This is a genomic window from Luteibacter sp. 9133, assembly GCF_000800155.1.
Classification (GTDB): domain Bacteria; phylum Pseudomonadota; class Gammaproteobacteria; order Xanthomonadales; family Rhodanobacteraceae; genus Luteibacter; species Luteibacter mycovicinus.
The window spans coordinates 4,337,553-4,358,558 of the sequence record NZ_JUHO01000001.1 but is presented as its reverse complement, the minus strand read 5'-3'; the positions used below and the strand labels follow the sequence as shown (position 1 = coordinate 4,358,558).

The 21,006-nt window shown below is 62.6% G+C and carries 17 protein-coding genes; 10 read left to right on the top strand and 7 right to left on the bottom strand.

All coding sequences use genetic code 11. From position 1 onward, the window contains the following. Positions 1 to 88: 88 nt before the first annotated feature. The 5 genes from FA87_RS19010 to rpmH all read right to left on the bottom strand — a co-directional run bounded on the left by FA87_RS19010 (position 89) and on the right by rpmH (position 5,111). The gene (locus tag FA87_RS19010) at positions 89 to 1,279 is read right to left on the bottom strand and encodes a tyrosine-type recombinase/integrase (RefSeq protein ID WP_043696829.1); all 1,191 of its coding nucleotides are present in this window, start codon (positions 1,277 to 1,279) and stop codon (positions 89 to 91) included. A 183-nt stretch (positions 1,280 to 1,462) separates the two neighbouring features. Next, complete coding sequence (gene mnmE / locus FA87_RS19005) at positions 1,463 to 2,794, bottom strand: tRNA uridine-5-carboxymethylaminomethyl(34) synthesis GTPase MnmE (RefSeq protein ID WP_043696826.1); 1,332 nt, start codon at positions 2,792 to 2,794, stop codon at positions 1,463 to 1,465. Positions 2,795 to 2,847: 53 nt separating this feature from the next. Continuing rightward, on the bottom strand, positions 2,848 to 4,551 hold the full coding sequence (yidC, locus tag FA87_RS19000; RefSeq protein WP_043696823.1) for a membrane protein insertase YidC: 1,704 nt from the start codon (positions 4,549 to 4,551) through the stop codon (positions 2,848 to 2,850). 31 nt (positions 4,552 to 4,582) lie between these two features. Beyond that, positions 4,583 to 4,963: a ribonuclease P protein component gene (gene rnpA, locus FA87_RS20100; RefSeq protein ID WP_051943132.1), complete on the bottom strand. Its 381-nt coding sequence runs from the start codon at positions 4,961 to 4,963 to the stop codon at positions 4,583 to 4,585. Between the two features lie 13 nt (positions 4,964 to 4,976). After that, positions 4,977 to 5,111, bottom strand: a complete 135-nt coding sequence (gene rpmH / locus FA87_RS18990) for a 50S ribosomal protein L34 (RefSeq protein WP_036109021.1) — start codon at positions 5,109 to 5,111, stop codon at positions 4,977 to 4,979. Between the two features lie 190 nt (positions 5,112 to 5,301). Here rpmH and dnaA point away from each other — a divergent pair, with 190 nt between their 5' ends. From dnaA to FA87_RS18945, 9 genes are all read left to right on the top strand, one after another. Further along, positions 5,302 to 6,663 (top strand): chromosomal replication initiator protein DnaA, encoded by a 1,362-nt coding sequence (gene dnaA / locus FA87_RS18985; protein WP_036109024.1) that lies wholly within the window; start codon positions 5,302 to 5,304, stop codon positions 6,661 to 6,663. 213 nt (positions 6,664 to 6,876) lie between these two features. After that, positions 6,877 to 7,977, top strand: coding sequence for a DNA polymerase III subunit beta (dnaN, locus tag FA87_RS18980; RefSeq protein WP_036109027.1), 1,101 nt, complete (start codon positions 6,877 to 6,879; stop codon positions 7,975 to 7,977). Between the two features lie 97 nt (positions 7,978 to 8,074). Next, positions 8,075 to 9,157: a DNA replication/repair protein RecF gene (gene recF, locus FA87_RS18975; protein ID WP_043696819.1), complete on the top strand. Its 1,083-nt coding sequence runs from the start codon at positions 8,075 to 8,077 to the stop codon at positions 9,155 to 9,157. Positions 9,158 to 9,225: 68 nt separating this feature from the next. Further along, complete coding sequence (gyrB, locus tag FA87_RS18970; RefSeq protein WP_036109033.1) at positions 9,226 to 11,670, top strand: DNA topoisomerase (ATP-hydrolyzing) subunit B; 2,445 nt, start codon at positions 9,226 to 9,228, stop codon at positions 11,668 to 11,670. A 283-nt stretch (positions 11,671 to 11,953) separates the two neighbouring features. Continuing rightward, on the top strand, positions 11,954 to 13,255 hold the full coding sequence (locus tag FA87_RS18965; protein ID WP_036109035.1) for a tetratricopeptide repeat protein: 1,302 nt from the start codon (positions 11,954 to 11,956) through the stop codon (positions 13,253 to 13,255). A 198-nt stretch (positions 13,256 to 13,453) separates the two neighbouring features. Continuing rightward, the gene (locus tag FA87_RS18960) at positions 13,454 to 14,116 is read left to right on the top strand and encodes an energy transducer TonB (protein ID WP_036109037.1); all 663 of its coding nucleotides are present in this window, start codon (positions 13,454 to 13,456) and stop codon (positions 14,114 to 14,116) included. Positions 14,117 to 14,169: 53 nt separating this feature from the next. Then, positions 14,170 to 14,937: a MotA/TolQ/ExbB proton channel family protein gene (locus FA87_RS18955; RefSeq protein ID WP_036109039.1), complete on the top strand. Its 768-nt coding sequence runs from the start codon at positions 14,170 to 14,172 to the stop codon at positions 14,935 to 14,937. Between the two features lie 11 nt (positions 14,938 to 14,948). Next, positions 14,949 to 15,362, top strand: coding sequence for a biopolymer transporter ExbD (locus FA87_RS18950; RefSeq protein ID WP_036109042.1), 414 nt, complete (start codon positions 14,949 to 14,951; stop codon positions 15,360 to 15,362). A gap of 5 nt (positions 15,363 to 15,367) precedes the next feature. Then, positions 15,368 to 15,775 (top strand): biopolymer transporter ExbD, encoded by a 408-nt coding sequence (locus FA87_RS18945; RefSeq protein WP_036109046.1) that lies wholly within the window; start codon positions 15,368 to 15,370, stop codon positions 15,773 to 15,775. Positions 15,776 to 15,871: 96 nt separating this feature from the next. Here the strand turns inward: FA87_RS18945 and FA87_RS18940 are convergent, their stop codons facing one another. Continuing rightward, positions 15,872 to 16,615: a pyridoxine 5'-phosphate synthase gene (locus tag FA87_RS18940; protein WP_043696817.1), complete on the bottom strand. Its 744-nt coding sequence runs from the start codon at positions 16,613 to 16,615 to the stop codon at positions 15,872 to 15,874. Positions 16,616 to 16,754: 139 nt separating this feature from the next. After that, complete coding sequence (locus FA87_RS18935; RefSeq protein WP_043696813.1) at positions 16,755 to 17,381, bottom strand: 4'-phosphopantetheinyl transferase superfamily protein; 627 nt, start codon at positions 17,379 to 17,381, stop codon at positions 16,755 to 16,757. A 97-nt stretch (positions 17,382 to 17,478) separates the two neighbouring features. Between FA87_RS18935 and FA87_RS18930 the strand changes: the two genes are divergently transcribed. Further along, positions 17,479 to 20,964, top strand: a complete 3,486-nt coding sequence (locus FA87_RS18930) for a PAS domain-containing hybrid sensor histidine kinase/response regulator (RefSeq protein ID WP_043696809.1) — start codon at positions 17,479 to 17,481, stop codon at positions 20,962 to 20,964. The last annotated feature ends 42 nt before the right edge of the window (positions 20,965 to 21,006 follow it).

The following is a 21,006-nucleotide window of genomic DNA, read 5'->3' as shown; positions in this document are numbered from 1 at the left end:
GCGCAGCGTCAGATGGGCAGCAAGAAGGGGTCCAAGGGAATGGGCTCAAGGGGGACAACGGCCCTATCCAGAAAAGGAAAGGGCCGCCTCACACCACCAGATTGGCCGATGCCGCCAGCTCGTCAATGTAGTCAGCCCACGCCTGCAGCATCTCCCGCCTCTGTTCGGCGTACTCGGCACGGTTGTAGACACCGCGCACGCCGCCGATGGTGTGGTTCAGCGCTTTCTCTACCACGTCCGAAGACCAGCCCTGCTCGTGCAGCAGCGTCGATGCGGTGCGCCGCAGGTCGTGGATGGTGAAGGCAGGAATCTCCTGCCCCTGCAAGGACACCTTCAGCGCCTGGTTCAGCGCATTGTTGGCGAAGGGCTTGGCCAGGGTGCCACGCCCTGGCAGCACCCAGTCGCTGCTGCTGGCCAGCGGCTTGAGTTCCTTGAACAGCGTCTGTGCCTGGGTGGATAGGTAGACGATGTGCGGCTTGCCGGTCTTGGAGTTCTCGACCGGGATGTGCCATTCGCCTTCGTCCACATGCACGTCCTTCCACTGGGCCAGCATCAGCTCCGACTTGCGCACCAAGGTCATCAGGATCAACTGGAAGGCGATCTTGAACTGGCGGCGGATATTGGAGGTCTGCATGGCGCGCAGGAACTGCCGGAGTTCGTCCGGCGTCAACGCCCGGTCGCGGGCGGCGGCGCGGTAGACGTGCCGCATCGGCAGGGCCATGACCGGGTTGGCCTGGATCAGGCCGCAGGTCAGTGCGTAGTCGAACATGCGCTTGAGCAGGCCACGCACCTGGCTAGCGGCGGCGTCGAAGCCTTGTTCCTTCTTGCGCCAGATGACGCTACGCACATCCTCGGCGGTAATGTCCCGGACCGGCTTGCTACCGATGTGCGGCAGGATGTCCTTCTCCAGGTAGCGGCGAGGCATGGTTACGTCCTTGCGGTCGCGTGACTGGATGTCCTTGAAGAAGCGTTCGGCGAAGTCGGCCACGGTGGCGTCTTCTGCTCCAGCCACTTTCTCCTGCTGCTTCTTCTTTGCCGGCGACTCTCCCATCGCCACTTGCTGGGCTGCCTCATCCCGCTTCAGGCGAGCGTTCTTCAGCGTCAGCGCGGGGTACTTGCCCAGCGTCAGCTTCTCGTACTTGCCATTCAGCCGATAGCGATAGCGCCAGACGATGCCCCCGGTCGGGAACACTTCCACATGAAGCCCCCGGTCGTCGGTGACCGTGTAGGTCTTGTCCCTGGGCTTGAGCGCCTTGAGTGCGGTGTCGGTCAGCGCCATCTCATCCTCCGTATGTCCAAGTAGGAGGAAGAAAGCAATCATCCAGCTACTTGGAACTAAACTTGGACATAAAAGTGATTGGCTTTGACTGTATCACCGAATCCGTTAGTAGACAAAAATTCCTTTGTTTACAAGGATTATTGCTACATCAGAAGACGTCAATGGATGTCCTTGGACCCCACATCACTTCCCGATGCAGAACGAACCAAAGATGGCGCCAAGCAAATCGTCAGATGAGTAGGTGCCGGTAATTTCGCCCAGCGCGTGCTGGGCCTGACGCAATTCCTCGGCGGCGAGTTCGCCCGCGTGAGCCGACCGTAGTGCGTCGTCCGTCAGAGATAAGTGGCGCTGTACGGACTCCAGCGCCGTGACGTGACGGCGACGCGCGCTGAATGCGCCATCCCCCGCGCCCGCGGTCGCGAGCTCACGCAACCGGGCGCGCAGCGCGTCCATACCATCGCCCGTACGCGCTGAAAGCCAAAGGACATCGCCCTCGCAGTGTGCTTCGCGCTCGTCCAGATCAATCTTGTTAATGACGATCAGACGTTTTGCATATTCGACCATGCCATCCAACAACGAAAGATCGGCATGTGCGTGCGCATCGTCGGTGACCAGCAACGCGACATCGCAGCGTGCAAGCTGGTCACGCGCACGACGGATGCCCTCGCGTTCGACGATGTCGTCGGATTCGCGAAGACCGGCCGTGTCCGCGAGCTCCAGCGCGACGCCATCGATGTGTATCGCCTCGCGAAGCACGTCGCGCGTGGTGCCCGCGACGTCAGTCACAATCGCCCGCTCTTCTCCGGCAAGCGCATTCAACAAACTCGACTTGCCCGCGTTGGGTCGCCCGACGATGGCGACAGCGATGCCATCGTTCAGACGGACACCGCGGCGAGTTTCAAGCAACAGACGGCCGAGATTCGCCCGGAGCGTCGTTAGCTTTTCGCCGATGACAGGGTCGGCAAGAAAATCGATTTCTTCTTCGGGAAAATCGATGGCTGCCTCGATATGTACTCTCAGCTCGATAAGCTCGGCAAGCAGGGCCTCCACGCGAGCCGAGAAAACACCTTCCATCGATCGCAGTGCTGCACGTGCTCCCGCACGCGACGTCGCGGCAACAAGATCGGCGACAGCTTCCGCCTGTGCCAGATCGAGCTTTCCGTTGAGGAAAGCCCGTTCAGTGAATTCACCGGGGCGAGCGAGGCGAGCGCCCAGCGCGATGCAACGCTGGAGCAGCGCGTCGAGCAACACGGCGCTGCCATGTCCTTGAAGCTCGACCACGTGCTCGCCGGTGTAAGACGCGGGTCCCGGAAAGGACAACAACAAGCCGCGATCGATCAGCTCACCGTCTGCGTCGTGAAACGCGGTGAAGTGCGCGTATCGCGGTGTCGGTGCCCGGCCAAGGAACGCGGCGGCAATGAAAGGAGCCAGCGGCCCCGACACGCGAACGGCGCCGACCCCGGCCGCGCCGGCGCCGGTAGCGATGGCTGCGATGGTGTCGTCGCCGTGAGTCATGTCGTGCCCGTGGATAGCGAAGCGGCGCGTCTTTCGACGCGCCGCTTCAGGTGTTATGCCTTGGTGATCTTCGCCACGGCGTCGGCTTGTTCGACACTACGGTTGATCCACCACTGCTGGAGCAGGCTGGTCGCACCGTTGACCGTCCAGTAAAGCACCAGACCTGACGGGAAGAAGGCGAAGAAGACACCGAAGATCAGCGGCATCACCTTCATCATCTTTGCCTGGGTCGGATCCATGCCCGCGGTCGGCATCATGCGCTGGGTGAGCAGGGTAACCAGGAAGTAGAGCACCGGCAGCACGTAGAAGGGATCCGGTGCCGACAGATCGTGGATCCAGCCGAAGAACGGCGCATGGCGCAGCTCGATGGATTCGGACAACACGCGAAGGAGGCCGATGAAGATCGGGAAGGTGATCAGGATGGGCAGGCAGCCAGCCATCGGATTGATCTTTTCCTTCTTGTACAACTCCATGGTGGCCTGCTGCATCTTCATCCGGTCGTCGCCGTAACGCTCCTTGAGCGCGGCGATACGCGGCTGCAGCTTGCGCATACGAGCGCCGGAACGGAACTGCGCGTCGGTCAGCTTGAACAGCGCGGCCTTGATCAGCAGCACGAGCAGAATGATCGCGACGCCCCAGTTGCCGCTGATCGCGTGCAGCTGGGAGAGCAGCCAGTGCAGCGGCTGCGCGATGATGGTGAACCAGCCGTAGTTGCTGGTCAGCTCGAGGCCCGGTGCGATCGCGTCGAGCGTCCCCTGCAGCTTCGGACCGATGTACAGACGCGCGACACTGTCGGCGGCCTGACCCGGCGCGACCTGCATGGCCGGTCCGAAGGCACGGACGAGATAGCGCGGCGTAGCCGAGTTGGGATCGACGACCGCACTGCTATAGGTGACGTTTTGATTCGCCGGCGGAATCCACGCGACGAAGAAGTAATGCTGGAGCATGCTGACCCAACCGCCCGTGATGGAGCGATTGAGCGGCTTCTTCGCGAAGTCGGCCAGCGGCAGCGTTTCGAACTTGGTGTCCGGGCTGAACCAGGCGGCGCCGAAGAAGCTGTGCTGCGCCGGATCCGTATACGCCTTGAACCAGTTGACCTTCTCGTTGGCGACGCGCTGCAGCTGGTGATAAGCGTTACCGGTCCACACCGCCGTCGAACCGTTTTCGACGCGCTGGTCGAGATCGACCACGTAGTCCATGCGCTTGAGCGTATAGCGCTTCACCACCTTGACGCCCGACGGATCGGTCCAGGTCAGGTCGAGACTGACGGACTTCTGGCCATCGGCCAGGGTGGTCTCGGTCTTGTCGGCGTGGAAGAGGGCGCGGTGATCCGGCGCGGCGCCGTTGCTGCTGACCAGTCCATCCTGTGCCGCGAAAAAGTGCGCGCCCTCATCGTCGAGCAGACGGACGGGCGGCGACACCGGTTCCTTCTTCGTGACCGGGTTGGTCGGGTAATAGAGGAGCTCCGAACGGACGATGCTGCCGCCACGGGTATCGATGGTCAGGCGGAGGACGTCGTTCGAGAGGGTGACCAGCTCGGCCTTGCCTTCCGGGGCCGCGCCGTTTTCGGTCGGCACGGCGGCGGGAGCGGTGGAACCCGGCACGCTGGCGTCGCCGCCCGGCTTGCCGTTGGCATCGACCTGGGCTGCCGGCGCGGCTGGAGTCGGGGGCTGGACATAGTCCTTCTCCCACTCGGTCCACAGGAGATACGCCACGAACATGAGCGCGAAGAAGAGAAGCGTGCGCGTTTGATTCATTGCAGGGCCAGATTGGAATGCATAAGAGAGGTCAACGCGCGATTGTGCCGTCGGCACTCTCACGCTTCAACGGCCGGATGCGACGCAGCAGGGTGTCCAGCTCGGCCAGAAGGGCCGCGCCGGTCTCTTTCACTGCGATGTCTTTAGCCATGACCAGGATGTCGACCGGAGGCAGGTCGGGGCGAGCAAGGCGAAAAGCCTCACGCGCGAGGCGCTTGATTCGGTTACGGTCGACCGCGCGCTTGGAACAGCGCTTGGAGATGGCCAGGCCGAGCCGGGCCGTGTCGACGTCGTTGTTTCCGAAGCGCAAAAGAAAACAGCGGCCGCCGAGGCGACCGCTGACTGTTCGCAACGCGGCGAAGTCGGCGGCGCGGCGTAACCGCGCATCGCGCGGCATGGCGGCGGCACGCACGACCGTCGCCCGATTACGGGATCAGACGCTTGCGACCCTTGGCACGGCGGGCGTTGATGATCTTGCGGCCGTCGGCGGTCGCCATGCGTGCACGGAAGCCGTGGGTACGGGCGCGCTTGAGCAAGCTGGGCTGGAAAGTACGCTTCATGGCGAAGACATCCGGGTGAAGATTGAATATGGCCGGCGAGTATGTCCGACAATCCCGAGGACTGTCAACCGGTTGGCCCATAGCCCGTGATGTGCCTTCGCCGTGGGGGAGTCCGGCGGGGGGCCGGAACGCTGGTAGACTTGGCCGTCCACCCCGCGCGCAAGCGCCCCTTCTGTGGCAAGAATACCCGATGAGTGATCTTTGGAGGCGCTGTCTCGAGCGTCTTGAAGGCGAATTGACCGCCGAGGAAGTCCATACCTGGCTCATGCCGCTGCAGGCCAGGGAAGACGCTTCCGGGCTGCACCTGTATGCGCCCAACCCGTATTCGCTGGACACCATCCGCGATCAGTATCTGGACAAGATCCAGACGATCGCGGGACATCTGATCGGTCACCCGGTCACGGTGCGGCTGGAAGTCGGCTCGTCCGGCGGACGGCCGGTGCCCGTTCGTGTCAGCAGTGCGACGCCATCTCCCTCGCCGTCGCATCAGCCGGCATCGCGTGCGCCGGAAGCCGCTCCGGAGCCGCCGCACGTTCATAACCTGGATCTGCATTACACGTTCGAAACCTTCGTCGAAGGCAAGTCGAACCAGCTCGGCAAGGCCGCGGCGATGCAGGTGGCGATGAATCCCGGCCGCGCTTACAACCCGCTTCTTCTTTATGGCGGTACCGGCCTGGGCAAGACCCACCTGATGCATGCCGCAGGCAACATGCTGCTGCAGAACAATCCCGGCGCGAAGGTGCTCTACCTCCGCTCGGAGCAGTTCGTCAGCGGCATGGTCAAGGCGCTGCAGCAGAAGAACATGGATGAGTTCAAGCGTCGCTTCCGGACGGTGGATGCGCTGCTGATCGACGATATCCAGTTTTTCGCCGGCAAGGACACGACGCAGGAGGAGTTCTTCCATACCTTCAACGCGTTGTTCGAATCCAAGCAGCAGATCATCCTCACCTGCGATCGCTATCCGAAGGAGCTCGACAAGCTCGAGCCCCGCCTGAAGTCGCGTCTGGGCTGGGGTCTGTCGGTAGCGATCGAGCCGCCGGACTTCGAGACCCGTGCCGCCATTCTTCTGTCCAAGGCGGCGGAGAAGGATATGGAGGTGTCGGAGGACGTGGCGATGCTGCTGGCCAAACGGATCCGGTCCAACGTCCGCGATCTCGAGGGTGCGCTGAATACCCTGGCGGCACGGGCCAACTTCTATCGCAAGCCGATCACCACGGACTTCGCGGAAGAGACGCTGCGTGACCTGCTGAATACGCACGCGCAGGCGGTCACGGTGCCGAACATCCAGAAGACGGTGGCCGACTATTACCAGGTGCGTCTGTCGGATCTTCTCTCCAAACGCCGTGTGCGCTCTCTGGCGCGGCCCCGGCAGGTAGCCATGGCCCTGTCCAAGGAACTGACCGAGCACAGCCTGCCTGAGATCGGTGAGGCCTTTGGCGGTCGTGACCACACGACGGTGCTGCATGCATGCCGGACGATCCGGGGCTTTTGCGAGAAAGACGTACGGATGAGGCAGGACTGGGAACAGCTCATCCGTATCTTGACGGGCTGAGAACCTGTGGATAATAGGTGGATGGACAGAGGATGAAATCGACCCTCGAAGTTATCCACAAGACACCCACATAGCACGACCGGTTAGGCGCAATCGATATGAAATGCCAAGGTACTGAAATTCAATAGTTTTTCCGTCTTGTCTACTTATCCACCGCCCTAACAACAACCACTAAATAAATCTTAAAAACATTAAAAGCAGGAGAAGGGGCGCATGCAATTCAGCATCCAGAGGGAAGTTCTGCTCAAACCCCTGCAGCAAGTCGTAGGCGTTGTCGAACGTCGACAGACGCTGCCGGTACTGGCCAACCTCCTGGTTCGCGCTTCCGGTAATGAGGTTTCGTTCACCGGTACCGACCTCGAAGTCGAAATGGTCGCGACCACCGCGGCTGACTCGGTGCAGGACGGTGAAATCACGATTCCGGCGCGCAAGCTGTTCGACATCGTTCGCGCATTGCCCGACGGCGCGAAAATCGACCTCAAGCTCAACGGCGAGCGCATCGCGCTGAACGCGGGTCGCAGCCGCTTTACGCTGGCGACGCTGCCGTCGAGCGAGTTTCCGACCATCGACGAGATCGAACTGGTCGAGCGCGTGACGCTGCCTGAGGAAGTTCTGCGCGATCTGATGGACCGTACGGCGTTCGCGATGGCCAATCAGGACGTCCGGTACTACCTCAACGGCATGCTGCTCGACCTGCAGGAGCACACGCTGCGCTGCGTCGCGACCGACGGCCACCGCCTGGCGCTGAAGGAAACGAAGCTGGAAAGCTCGGTGTCGGCACGTCGTCAGATCATCATTCCCCGCAAGGGCGTGAACGAGCTGATCGGCCTGTTCGAAGCGGGGGAGGGTTCGGTAGAACTCGAATTCGGGCGCAATCACCTGCGCGTTCGTCGCGGCGGTGTCGTGTTCACCTCGAAGCTGATCGATGGTCGCTTCCCGGACTACGAGGCGGTCATTCCGCTCGGAGCCGACAAGTCGGCTACGATCGAGCGCGATGTACTGCGCAGCGCCCTGCAGCGCGCCGCGATCCTGTCCAACGAGAAGTACCGCGGTGTAAAGCTCGAGCTGACGCCGGGTCGCATCAAGATCGTTGCGCATAATCCGGAGCAGGAAGAAGCCCAGGAAGAAGTCGAAGCCGAGACCGTCGTCGACGACCTCGCCGTCGGATTCAACGTGGGTTACCTGCTCGACGCACTGGGTGCGCTACGGGGCGACAAGGTCCGGATCAACCTCCGTGATGCCCAGTCGAGCTGTCTTCTGCAGGAAGAAGGCAACGACGAGGCGCGCCACGTGGTGATGCCGCTTCGCCTCTGACACCTATCCACGTTAAAGTTCGGCCACCGACGCCGGGGATGTCTTCGACACCCCGGCGTCGTTCGTTTCGACGCATGGCCAGGAAAAGCAGGGCAGCATGAAGTTCGAGTCACTCAGGATTGCCGGATTGCGAAACCTCGAGGGGGTTTCACTGACCCCCGCATCTGGCATCAACGTGTTTGTCGGCCCTAATGGCGCCGGCAAGACCAGTGTTCTCGAAGCGGCTTACCTGCTCTCACATGGTCGATCCTTTCGTGCCGGCTCCCGTGATGTTCTTCTCCAGCGTGGTGCGAGCGCGTTGTCGGTGTTTGCCGAGGTGCGGGGCAATGACGACCGGGTTCGGCGTCTGGGGCTGGGGCGGGAAGGCAGTCGCTGGCAAGCGCGTGTGGACGGCGATGCCGCCGCTTCGTTAGGCAGCCTTGTCCAGGAATGTGCCGTGGTCTGCTTCGAACCGGGCTCGCACGATCTGATCGCTGGTGCCTCGGACGAACGCCGCCGCTTCCTCGACTGGGGTTTGTTCCACGTGGAACACGCTTTTGTGAATCAGTGGCGTCGTTACCAGCGCGCGCTCAAACAACGAAACTCTCTTCTTCGCGCCGGGGGCCCGATTGAGGCGGCATGGATCGAGCCCTGGGAGGCGGAGCTTGCTACGACAGGCGAGGGGATCAGCGCGTTCCGTCGCGGCTATATCGACCGGTTGCTTCCCCACATTCGCGGTTTCATGGGAAGCATCCTGCCCGAGCTGGGCGAGTTCACCATTCGTTACAAGCCTGGCTGGGACGACGCGGCGGATCTGCTCTCTACCTTGTCGGACCGGCGCCACCGGGATCTGGCGCGCGGTCACACCACCGTAGGACCCCATCGCGCGGACTTCTCCGTGACCTTTGAACACGCCCCGCTACGGGAACACCTGTCGCGCGGGCAGGAGAAGCTGTGCGCCCTGGCTTGCCTGTTGGGACAGGCCTCGCTTCACGCCGACATCCGCGGCGAATGGCCGGTCATATGTCTCGATGATCTTGCATCTGAGCTCGATCGTACCCATCAAGAGTGGGTAGTCGCGCAGCTTCTCGGCCGCGACGCTCAGGTCTTCGTCACGGGAACGGAGATCCCTGCCGCCCTTTCGGCACAACCGGTCACTGTGTTCCACGTGGAACAGGGTGCCGTCACGGCTTTGCTATAATCGTCCGACTGTCCCGACGCTTCCGCGCCGCATCGGGGCCGCACTCTGGCGCCACCACCAGGCATCGCATGAACGAACCTCTCGATCCGACCCATTCGAACGCGTACGACTCCGGCAGCATCAAGGTCCTCAAGGGCCTGGACGCCGTTCGTAAGCGCCCTGGCATGTACATCGGCGACACTGACGATGGCACCGGCCTGCACCACATGGTTTTCGAAGTCGTCGATAACGCCATCGATGAAGCGCTGGCAGGCTATTGCGACTACGTCACCGTCGTCATCGGCCAGGACGGCTCGGTGGGGGTTTCTGATAACGGTCGAGGCATCCCGGTCGAGATTCATCCGGAAGAGGGCATCTCGACGGCCGAAGTCGTCATGACCGTGCTCCATGCCGGCGGCAAGTTCGACGCTAATTCGTACAAGGTCTCCGGCGGCCTCCACGGCGTTGGCGTGTCCGTCGTAAACGCGCTGAGCGAGAAGCTCTGGCTGACGATCTGGCGCGACGGCAAGGAATACCGCCAGGAATACGCTCACGGCGAGGCCCAGGCTCCCATCGCCGCGTTCGGCGACACCACGCGGCGGGGCACCATGGTGCGCTTCCTGCCCAGTCCGGCCACGTTTACCAACAACATCGAGTTCCACTACGACATTCTCGCGAAGCGTCTCCGCGAGCTGGCGTTCCTGAATTCCGGTGTGACGATCGAGCTCGTCGACGAGCGTAACGATCGCAAGGACATCTTCGCGTACGAGGGCGGCATCAAGTCCTTCGTCCAGCACCTGGCCCAGCTGAAGACGGCCCTGCACCCGAATGTCGTGAGCTTCAGCTCCGAGACGGCGGACGGCATCACCGTCGAGGTGGCCATGCAGTGGACGGACGCCTACCAGGAAACGATGTTCTGCTTCACCAATAACATCCCGCAGCGCGACGGCGGCACCCATCTCACGGGTTTCCGCGCCGCGCTGACGCGCACGCTGCAGAGCTACATCGAGAAGGAAGGTCTGGCGAAGAACGCCAAGGTCGGTCTGTCAGGCGACGACATGCGCGAGGGCATGATCGCCGTTCTTTCGGTGAAGGTGCCGGATCCGAAGTTCTCGTCGCAGACCAAGGACAAGCTGGTCTCCAGCGAGGTCAAGACCGCGGTGGAGCAGGTCGTCAACGACAAGCTCGCTGAATTCCTGCTGGAGCACCCGGCGGAAGGTAAGGCCATCGCCTCCAAGGCGGTGGACGCCGCCCGTGCCCGCGAAGCGGCCCGCAAGGCTCGCGAGATGACCCGCCGCAAGGGCGCGCTGGATATCGCCGGCCTGCCGGGCAAACTGGCCGACTGCCAGGAGAAGGATCCGGCGCTGTCCGAACTGTTCCTGGTCGAGGGTGACTCCGCCGGTGGCTCGGCCAAGCAGGGCCGTAACCGTCGCACCCAGGCCGTGCTACCGCTGAAGGGCAAGATCCTCAACGTCGAGAAGGCACGCTTCGACAAGATGATCGCCTCCGCGGAAGTCGGCACCCTCATTACCGCGCTCGGTACGGGCATCGGTAAGGAGGAATACAACCCGGACAAGCTGCGCTACCACCGCATCATCATCATGACCGATGCCGACGTGGACGGATCTCACATCCGCACGCTGCTGCTGACCTTCTTCTATCGCCAGATGCCGGAGCTCATCGAGCGCGGCCACGTGTATATCGGCCTGCCGCCGCTGTACAAGGTGAAGCAGGGCAAGCAGGAGATGTACATCAAGGACGATGTCGTGCTCAACGAGTACCTGATCTCGGGTGCCGTGGATAACGCGTCGCTGGCACCGGAAGACGGCGCGCCTGGCGTCAACGGCGAAACGCTCGAGAAGCTCCTGCACGACTACCAGTCGGCGCTCGATCAGATCGCCCGCCTCAGCCACCGTTTCGACACCGCGTCCCTCACTGCGATGATCGAACACGCGCCGATGGAAGAGGGGCTGTGGGCCGATGCGTCCGGTATGCAGGCCTGGCTGGATGCCGTTGCCAAGCGTCTGAGTGCCAGCGGTCTGGGTAAGCCGACTTACGCGCTTCGCTTCCGTCCCGCGCTTAACGAGCAGGGCGCCGCCATCGAAGTCGAGCGCATGCAGCACGGCCTGAGCCACACCTGGATCATGCCGCAGTCGTTCTTCGGCGGTGTCGAGTTCCGGGCCATCCTGACCATCTCGCGTCAGCTGGCCGAGCTGCGCATCCAGCCGGGTGCCGTCGTCCGCCGCGGTAACGCTTCGCGGGGCATCGTCAACTTCGCCGATGCGCGCAACTGGCTGCTCGACGAAGCGAAGAAGGGTCGTTCCATCCAGCGATTCAAGGGTCTGGGTGAAATGAATCCGGAGCAGCTCTGGGAAACCACGGTCAATCCGGAAACGCGCCGCATGCTCCAGGTGGGCATTGAAGACGCGGTGGCCGCGGATCAGATGTTCTCGATGCTGATGGGCGAGGCGGTGGAACCACGTCGCGACTTCATTGAATCGAATGCGTTGAAGGTCGCCAACCTGGATATCTGATCCACGGTTGCTCTTGCTAATGTCGAGCCCGGTCGCAGCGATGCGACCGGGCTCTTCTTTTTTGCGCAACGCGGCATCGCTTTAAGGAAAGACGAAAACGCCGTTTTCAAGGGCCGAAAGGCTGGTGAATTTGCACCGCGCCAACAAACATATAACAAGTCATTGTTTTGACTCTTCTTTTTTATCGCACTGCGACTTGTTCTTAGGAATGAAATCGGGTTAACCTCTGTAGTCCCCCGGTGCTGCTTGTTGTGCGCCGAGTCCTACAGCCTGAGGTCATTCGATGAAACAGGGTTCCTTCGCAAAGCTCGCGCTCGCCACGGCGGTCGCTCTTTCCCTCGCCACTGGCGCAGTCTCTGCCAAAGACGCGGCGCCCAAGGACAAGAAAGAAGCGCTGTATCCGAACGCCACGCGTACGGAGCCCAAGCTCGACCTCAAGAGCGAGAAGGACCAGAAGGCCATCAACGAGGGCCTCGACGCCGCCAACAACGGCGACAAGGAGAAGGCCACCCAGATCCTGACGCCGCTGGCTGACGGTACGGCCACCAGCAGCAAGTACGCGCAGGCGCTCGCTCTTCAGGGCCTCGCCAACATGAAGTACAACGACGGCGACGTGAAGGGCGCGATCACCACGCTCAAGCAGGCGCTCGATATCGGCGTCATGCCGAACGACACGTACTTCCAGCTCAAGTACATGTACACCCAGTTCCTCGTCGCCGACGAGCAGTACGCTCCGGCGTTGCAGTCGCTGCAGGAATGGCGCGCTGAAGGCAAGAAGGAAACCGCCGATTCGTACGGCCTCGAGGGCAACATCGATTACCGCCTCGAGAAGTATCCGGAAGCCATCGCCGCCATCAACAAGGCGAAGTCGATGCCGGACGCGAAGCCGCAGGGTTCGTGGGACCAGATCCTTGCCGCCAGCTATGCGGAGACGGGCCAGGGCGACAAGGCCGCCGAGCTCGCATCGGCCGAACTCGCCAAGAATCCGAACGACCCCACCGCGATGCAGAACGCGGCTTCCTCGCTGATCCAGGCGCAGAAGTATCCGGAAGCGATCGCGCTGCTCGAGAAGGGCCGTGCCGCTGGCGCGTTCAAGGACGAAAAGCTCTACATCAATCTTGCCAAGGTCTACCTGATCGACGGTCAGGACCATACCGACCGCCAGGAAGCCAACGCGTCGAAGGCGCAGGCGGTTCTCGAAGATGGTCTGGCCAAGGGCATCGTCAAGCCGTCGGCTGAGGTCTACAAGCTCCAGGGCGACGCCGCCATCACCGGTGGCAACGAGAGCGCGGCTCTCGCTGCCTACCAGAAGGCCGCCCCGCTCGCGAAGGATGGTGAGGTCACGCTCAGCGTGGCGCGCCTCCAGCTGCAGAAGAATCAATACGCCGCCGCTGAGAAGTCGGTGACGGATGCCATCAGCAAGGGCGTTCAGCATAAAGGCCAGGCCTATATGGTGCGCGCGGAAGCCAAGCGTGGTCAGAAGAACAAGCAGGGTGCTATCGCGGACATGAAGCTCGCGGCGCAGGACCCTGAAACGTCTGCCAAGGCCAACGCCTGGTTGAAAAATGCAAACAACACCAAGTAAGCGTCTGTAAAGTGCCGGGAGTGGGGATTTTCAAGCGTCATAAATCCTCCCTTCAGGCGCTATACAAACGCCATATGCTGGTGTAACTTGCATATCTTTCCGCTTGCAGAAACCTGCGTTTTCGGCAATGTCAAATGCCGAACGTCGGACTCAGCAGTGCGGGCTCACTTCCGCTTGATTAGCTCTTGATAGTGACTGATGGCCTCAAGTAACGAATCAACCGGCCAAGCGCCGTTTAGTTGGGGGCGCACCAGCGCGTTGGCAGTCGCCATCGCTCTGCACTCGTTCGCTTTCCTTGTGCTTGTTGCGCCTATGGCGCCGCCCAAGACGCAGGAAAAGCAGAAGGAGAAGGTTGTGCAGGTCGATTTTATCGAGCCGCCGCCGCCCCCGCCCCCTCCGCCGCCGCCGCCGCCGGAACCACCCAAGCAGCCGCCGCCGAAAATCATTCAGCAGGTGAAGCCGCCGCCGACTCCGCCGCCGCCGGCTCCACCGCCGCCGGCAGTTGAAGAGGCGAGCTCGAACCCTGTTCCGGCACCGCCGCCGGCGCCTCCCGCGCCGCCAGCTCCGCCGGCAGATATCGCAGCTACCGCGGATATGTCGTACCGTCAGCGTAACCCGCCAAAGTATCCGCCTCAGGCGGTGCGTCAGCGGCACGAAGGTACGGTGGTACTTCTGGTTCTCGTTGGTGTCGACGGTTCGCCGAAGGATGTCAAAGTCGATCAGTCGAGCGGTTTCCGCGAACTGGACAAGGCAGCAGAAGACGCGGCCAGGAACTGGAAATTCAACCCGGGTAAACGAGGCGGCCAACCTGTAGAAGGCTATGCACGTGTCCCCGTTACGTTCAACCTAAACCAGCTGTAAGCCCCCACACTTACATCTTTTAAGTTCACGCTTGACTTCCCAAGGGTAGCGTTATGTTGCAAGACACCTCCGCTCAGCCTGCACAGCCAGGTCAAAACTCCAACGCCGACGCCCTCAAGCAGATGGGCTTCGATCACCTTATCCACAACTTCGATCCGCTCGGTTGGATCGTGTTCGTGGTGCTGGTCGCGATGTCCGTGCTCTCGTGGTACTTCATCGTCGCCAACTTCATCCGTAACAGCATGGTGCGTGCGCGCGCCGACAAGGTCATCCAGGGCTTCTGGAACACCTCGTCGACGCAGGAAGCCATCCGTATGCTCGAAGAGCAGCCGAAGGGCGAACCGTTCTCGAAGATCGCGCTCGACGCCGCTTCGGCCGTTGCTCACCACCAGCAGGCTGCTGGCGGTCGCCTCGCCGAGACGCTGTCGCGTTCGGAATTCATCGACCGCGCTCTGCGCCAGGCCGTGGCTCGCGAGAGCCTGCGTCTGGAAGGCGGCCTGACCCTGCTCGCCACGGTCGGCTCGTCGGCCCCGTTCATCGGTCTTCTCGGTACGGTGTGGGGTATTTACCACGCGCTTATCGGTATCGCCGCTTCGGGTTCCGCGTCGATGGATAAGGTTGCCGGTCCCGTCGGTGAAGCTCTGATCATGACCGCGTTCGGTCTGTTCACCGCTATCCCGGCCGTGCTCGCGTACAACTTCTTCATGCGCTCCAACCGCCTGACCTACGCCAAGTTCGACGAATTCGCGCACGACCTGCACGACTTCTTCGCCACCGGCGCTCGCGTCGAAGGTACGGCGCCGGTCGTCGTCAAGAAGTAAGGAGCTGACCCATGGCTATGTCCAGCGGTGGCAACAGCGGCGGTCCGATGTCAGATATCAACGTCACGCCGCTCGTCGACGTGATGCTGGTTCTGCTGATCATCTTCATGATCACGGCGCCCCTGATGTCCCATAAGGTCCAGATCGATCTGCCGAAGGCTAATCCGAACGTTAAGGATGACACCCCGGTCGAACCGATGGATCTCGCGGTCAAGCCGGACGGTACGTACTTCCTCAATGACGGTGAAGTCAGCGAGGCTGAACTGAAGGCTCAGTTCGCGGTTGCGGCGGCGAAGTCGCCGCAGCCGGAACTCCAGATCCGTGCGGACCGCACCACCGAATATAAGGTGGTGAAGAAGATCCTTGGCGATGCCAAGGAAGCCGGTATGGTCCACGTCGGCTTCATGTCGACCGGCAAGGAGTAACGAACATGGCATTCAGCTCAGGCAACTCTGGTGGTCCCATGGCGGACATCAACGTGACGCCGCTCGTCGACGTCATGCTGGTTCTGCTCATCATCTTCATGATTACGGCGCCGATGCTGTCGCATAAGATCAAGATCGATCTTCCGCAGCCGAACCCGAACGTGCAGAACCCAGAGAATCCGCCGGATCCCGTCCGGCTGCAGATTCGCCAGGATGGCTCGCTGTACTGGAACGATACGCCGGTTGACGAGCTTGGCCTCAAGGCCCAGATCGCGGTGATCGCCACGCAGTCGAACCAGCCGGAACTGCAGATCGACGCGGACGACGCGGCACAGTACGAGGTCGTGGCTCGCGTGCTTTCCGACGCTAAGGGCCAGGGCCTGACCAAGATCGGTTTCGTTAACTCGAACTGATCCACGGTCTGTCCGGTTAGACGAAAAACCCCGCCATTCGGCGGGGTTTTTTTTTTGCTCCTGTAGGAGCCAGCCCTGCTGGCGATTCCAGCCGCCTCAGGACAAGATCTCGAGATAAGCCTTCACCGTATTGGTAAGCCCCTGATACAACGCCTCACCAATCAGCGCGTGCCCGATCGACACCTCGGCCAAGCCGGGAATCGCCGACTTGAACGTGCCCAGGTTTGCCTGGCTCAGATCGTGCCCGGCGTTCACGGCGAGGCCGGCCTGCTGGGCACGTTGCGCCGTGTCGGAAAACGCAGCCAGCTGCTTCCGCGCATCGCCCTCGGCAAACGCTTCGGCGTACGGCCCGGTATAGAGCTCGATCCGCTGCACACCGATGGCTGCCGCCTCGGCAAAGCCCTCTCCCCCGGCGTCGACGAAGACACTGACACGGCAACCGATCTCGCGAAACGCCGCGACGATGGGCTTGAGCGTCTCGATGTCTTTCGTCAGATCGAAGCCGTGATCCGACGTGATCTGACCGTCGCCATCCGGTACGAGTGTGACCTGATTCGGCCGTACTTCCCGGGCGAGTTCGAGGAGACCCGGGTAAGCGCCGCGTCGGCCTGCAAAGGGATTGCCTTCGATGTTGTATTCGACGCGTCCCCGCAACAGACCGGCGATGACACGGACATCGGCTGGCGTGACATGACGCATGTCGGGCCGCGGATGCACGGTGATGCCGCCGCAACCTGCCTCGATGCAGGTGTGCGCCGCTGTGGCGATATCGGGCTCGTTGCCGCCGCGCGAATTGCGCAGCACGGCGATCTTGTTCAGGTTTACGCTGAGTAGTGTCATCGACCGTCCAAAAAAAACGCACGCCACCATTGCGACGTGCGTAATGACTGTCTTCCCAGCATAACTCGCCACATCCCTGTGGCGCACTCCACGGTCACGCACACACACGTAACTGAGACACGGCTCGCGGGGAAAAGGTTCAAAGCGCAGATGTGAAGACGCGGATCGAGCGTTCACCGCCGCGCCAGGCCACCGCGGCGACCGTTCCGCCGGCGAGCCCGAGCGGATGCACCTGCCAGGCCCGCGCGGGTGCTATGTCGCCGTCGAAGTCCTTCGGGTGCGTGCAGTTGCCGACGATCTCAAAGGCCGCGCGATGCAGACCGTAGGACAGGCCGCCTCCGTGGGCCTTTAGCACCGCTTCCTTGGCCGTCCACAGCGCGAGGAAGGCGGACAGCAGGTTCGCTGAAGGCAGCGTCTCCAGCCATGCCGTCTCGCTGGCCGCGAAGAAACGACGCGATAGTTCGAGCGCCCGTGCACGAGGCCGGATCGTCTCGATGTCGACGCCGACCTGGAAACCGGCAGGACCCCTTCCGACCGCCAGAACGGCCACGTCACCGCTGTGCGACCAGCTGAAACCAAGGGTATCGAAGGGGGCGGGAAAATAGGGCTTGCCGTGTTCAGCGCGCGCGATACGAGGCGCGGCTGGGCCGGCGTATGCCGCGAGCAGTTCGGCGAAATGCGCCTCACCGGCACCACCGGCCCATGACCCATGCCAGATATGGATCTCATCATCGTGCAACGGAGGAACGGATAGTGGCGACGTCATTCCGACGATGCTGCTTCGTATCGGGCGTTGGAGCAAGTCCTGCAACGGTCGCCGCAAAGCCCTAGAATCGACCTGTGCAAACCGGGGAGCACCATTCGTGATCGCAGGCTGGCTTCTGCTGCTGGTGGCCCTTCTGTACGTGGGGCTGCTGTTCGTCATCGCGTACGTCGGTGACCGGCGGCCACTGTATCCCCGTCAGCCTCGACTGCGCCCGCTCGTCTACAGCCTGGCGCTCGCTGTCTACTGTTCGTCGTGGACGTTCTATGGCGCGGTCGGCACCGCGGCGCGGTCCGGCCTCTCCTACCTTCCGATCTATCTCGGTCCGCTGTTGCTGTTCGTCTTCGGATTCGGCCTGCTTCAGCGTCTCGTTCTCGTGGCGCGCGAGCGCAACATCACCTCGATCGCCGATTTCATCGCCGCGCGTTTCGGCAAGTCGCACGGTCTCGCCGCGCTCGTCGCCATCATCGCTGTCGTCGCGATCATTCCGTACATCGCGCTGCAGTTCAAAGCCGTGGCGATGTCGTTTGCCGTGCTCGGTGCCGGTAACTCGGCATGGTGGTTCGGCGACACCGCGTTATGGTGTGCCGCCCTCCTCGCGGTCTTTGCGATCCTCTTCGGTACGCGCAACATCGACGCCACGGAGCACCACCACGGCATGATGCTCGCCGTCGCGGTGGAGTCGCTGGTCAAACTGCTGGCCTTCGTCGCCATCGGCATCTATGCCTGCATGCATGGTCCCGGATTGCAGGAAACGCTTCGCGCGCCGGTGCTCCAGATCGAGAAAGGCAGCCTGCCGCCCGGGTTTGTCGCACAGACCCTGCTCGCCTTCTGCGCGATGTTCTGCCTGCCCCGTCAATTCCAGATCGGCGTGGTCGAATGCGAAGATCCACGCGATCTGCGCCGTGCAAGATGGCTGTTCCCGATCTACATGATCCTGATCTCCGCCGCCGTGCTTCCCATCGTCAGCGCCGGCATGGGCCTGAGTCAGGTCCGGGGTGGGCACCTGGACGCGTGGGTGCTGAATCTTCCACTGGCGCTGGGCGATAGCGGCATGGCGCTGCTCGCCTTCGTTGGCGGGTTTTCCGCGGCGACCGGCATGGTCATCGTCGCCGCTGTCGCCCTCGCGACGATGATCAGCAATGACCTGGTCATGCCCGCGCTGTTGCGCATCCGTCGCCTCGACCTCGAGAAACGTGGCGATCTGTCGAACACCGTTTTGCTGATCCGCCGCATCGCGATCGTTGGCCTTGCGGCGCTTGCGTACATCTATTATCGGATCATCGCGGACGCCGAGAACCTTGCCGCGACCGGTCTGCTGTCGTTCGCCGCGGTCGCCCAGTTCGCTCCCGCCATCGTGTCGGCGCTCTACTGGCGCGGTGCCAGTCGCACGGGCGTGCAGGTCGGCTTGCTCGCCGGCTTCGCCGTCTGGGCTTATACCCTGCTGCTACCGGCAATGACGCGTGCGGGGTGGCTCGGCACGCCGTGGATGGAAGAAGGTCCGTTCGGCATCGGCTGGCTGAAGCCGACGGAGCTCTTCCACCTGACCGGATGGGAGCCGGTGACGCACGGCACGTTCTGGTCGTTGCTGATCAACGTCGGCTGCCTCGTCTTCATCTCGCTGCGTTTTCGACCCAGCGTGGCGGAACGCCTGCATGCGGCGCTCTTCGTGGACCCGTTCGTGCGCAGCGTCGGTGGCGCGGGCGACTGGCGCGGCCGCGTCACCGTTCGCGACCTCGGCACGATCGCCGGTCGCATCGTCGGCGAGCGCGTCACCGCACGTGCCTTCCACGAGTACGGTGAGCGCCACGGTGTCACCCTCACCCCGTCGGACGCCGCCGATCGACCATTGATTCAGTTCACGGAGCGACTGTTAGCCAGCGCCGTCGGCGCCGCCAGCGCGCGCCGCATTCTCATGGGCGCCCTCTCCGGTACCGGCCTGGATATCGCCGAAGCGATGGCGCTGCTCGACGAGGCATCGCAGGAGTTGCGTTTCAACCGCGAGCTGTTAGCCACCACGCTCGAAAACGTCTCGCAAGGAATCAGCGTGGTCGACGGCGACATGCGTCTGGTCGCGTGGAATCGCCGCTACGTGGAACTGTTCGACTACCCGGACGGGATGGTGTACGTCGGCCTTCCCGTCGCCGATCTCATTCGCTGGAACGCCGAGCTGGGCGAGTGCGGACCGGGCGAGGTCGACGAACACGTCGCCAAACGAATCCGCTATATGCGCGCGGGCTCACCGCATGTGTTCTCACGCGTGCGTCCCGATGGCACCGTCATCGAGATGCGTGGACGCGCGTTACCGGGCGGCGGATTCGTTACCACCTTCACGGACGTCACCGCGTACAAGTCGGTCGAACAGGCGCTGATCGACGCGAACGAGACACTGGAACAGCGTGTCGAAGACCGTACGGCCGAGCTGTCCGAAGCGCTCAACGCCACCGCGATGGCGCGTCGCGATGCGGAAGCGGCGAACGCGTCGAAGACACGTTTCCTCGCGGCCGCGAGTCACGATCTGTTGCAGCCATTGAACGCCGCGCGTCTCTTCACCTCCGCATTGCGACAACACCCTGGCCTGGATGGTGAAGCGGCCGGACTGGCCGAGCGCATCGACGCATCCTTCCGCGCTGCCGAAGATCTACTCGACGCGCTACTGGATGTGTCACGGCTGGATGCGGGCAGCTACCGCCCCGAGGTCGTTCCGTTCGCACTGGCCGATCTGTTCGACTCACTGAAACAGCAGTTCGCCGTCGTAGCCGAACAGCGTGGCCTCACGCTGCGTGTGGTTCCTTCGTCGTTGTCCGTGCGATCCGATGCACAGCTGCTGCGCCGTATCGTCGCGAATTTCCTCTCGAACGCACTCCGCTATACGCGTTCGGGTGGCGTACTGCTCGGCGTCCGCCATGTCGGAGAACATCTTCGCATCGAGGTCTGGGACAGTGGCCCAGGCATCGCGGAAGAACAGCAGGCACGCATCTTCGGTGAGTTTCAGCGCCTCGAGCGACCGTCGCCCTGGGGTGAAAAAGGACTGGGCCTCGGGCTATCGATCTGCGATCGCCTCGCCGGCATTCTCGAGCATCCGCTGGGACTTCGCTCGCGCGTCGGACGCGGTAGCTGCTTCAGCATCACGGTGCCGCGCACGGCATCGGTCTCACGTAAGCGCGCACCGGCGATGGCGCGGCCCGGCGGTGGTGAGCAGCTGCCATTGACGGTGCTGTGTCTCGACAACGACGACACGATCCTGGACGGGATGCAGGCTTTGCTCGGTCGCTGGGGCGTCGATTGTCGTGTAGCGATCGACCTGCCGACGGCGCTCGATATCCTGTCGAGAACGCACGTGGATCTGATCCTTGCGGACTACCATCTCAGCGATGAGATGGACGGGCTCGAGGCGTTGCGGCTGATGGGAACGAAAGTCGTACCGATGCCGCCAGCGGCGATGGTGACGGCGGACGGGAGTACCGAGTTGAAACAGCGTGCGCGGGCGTTGGGTTATCCGTTGCTGCATAAGCCGGTGAGGCCGGCGGCGTTGCGGGCGATGCTGGTGGCATTGGCCAAGCGCGCAGGGTCGAATGCGGCGTAATGGAAGAGCGTCGCGCGCAAGGCGCGCTCCTACAGGTAGCAG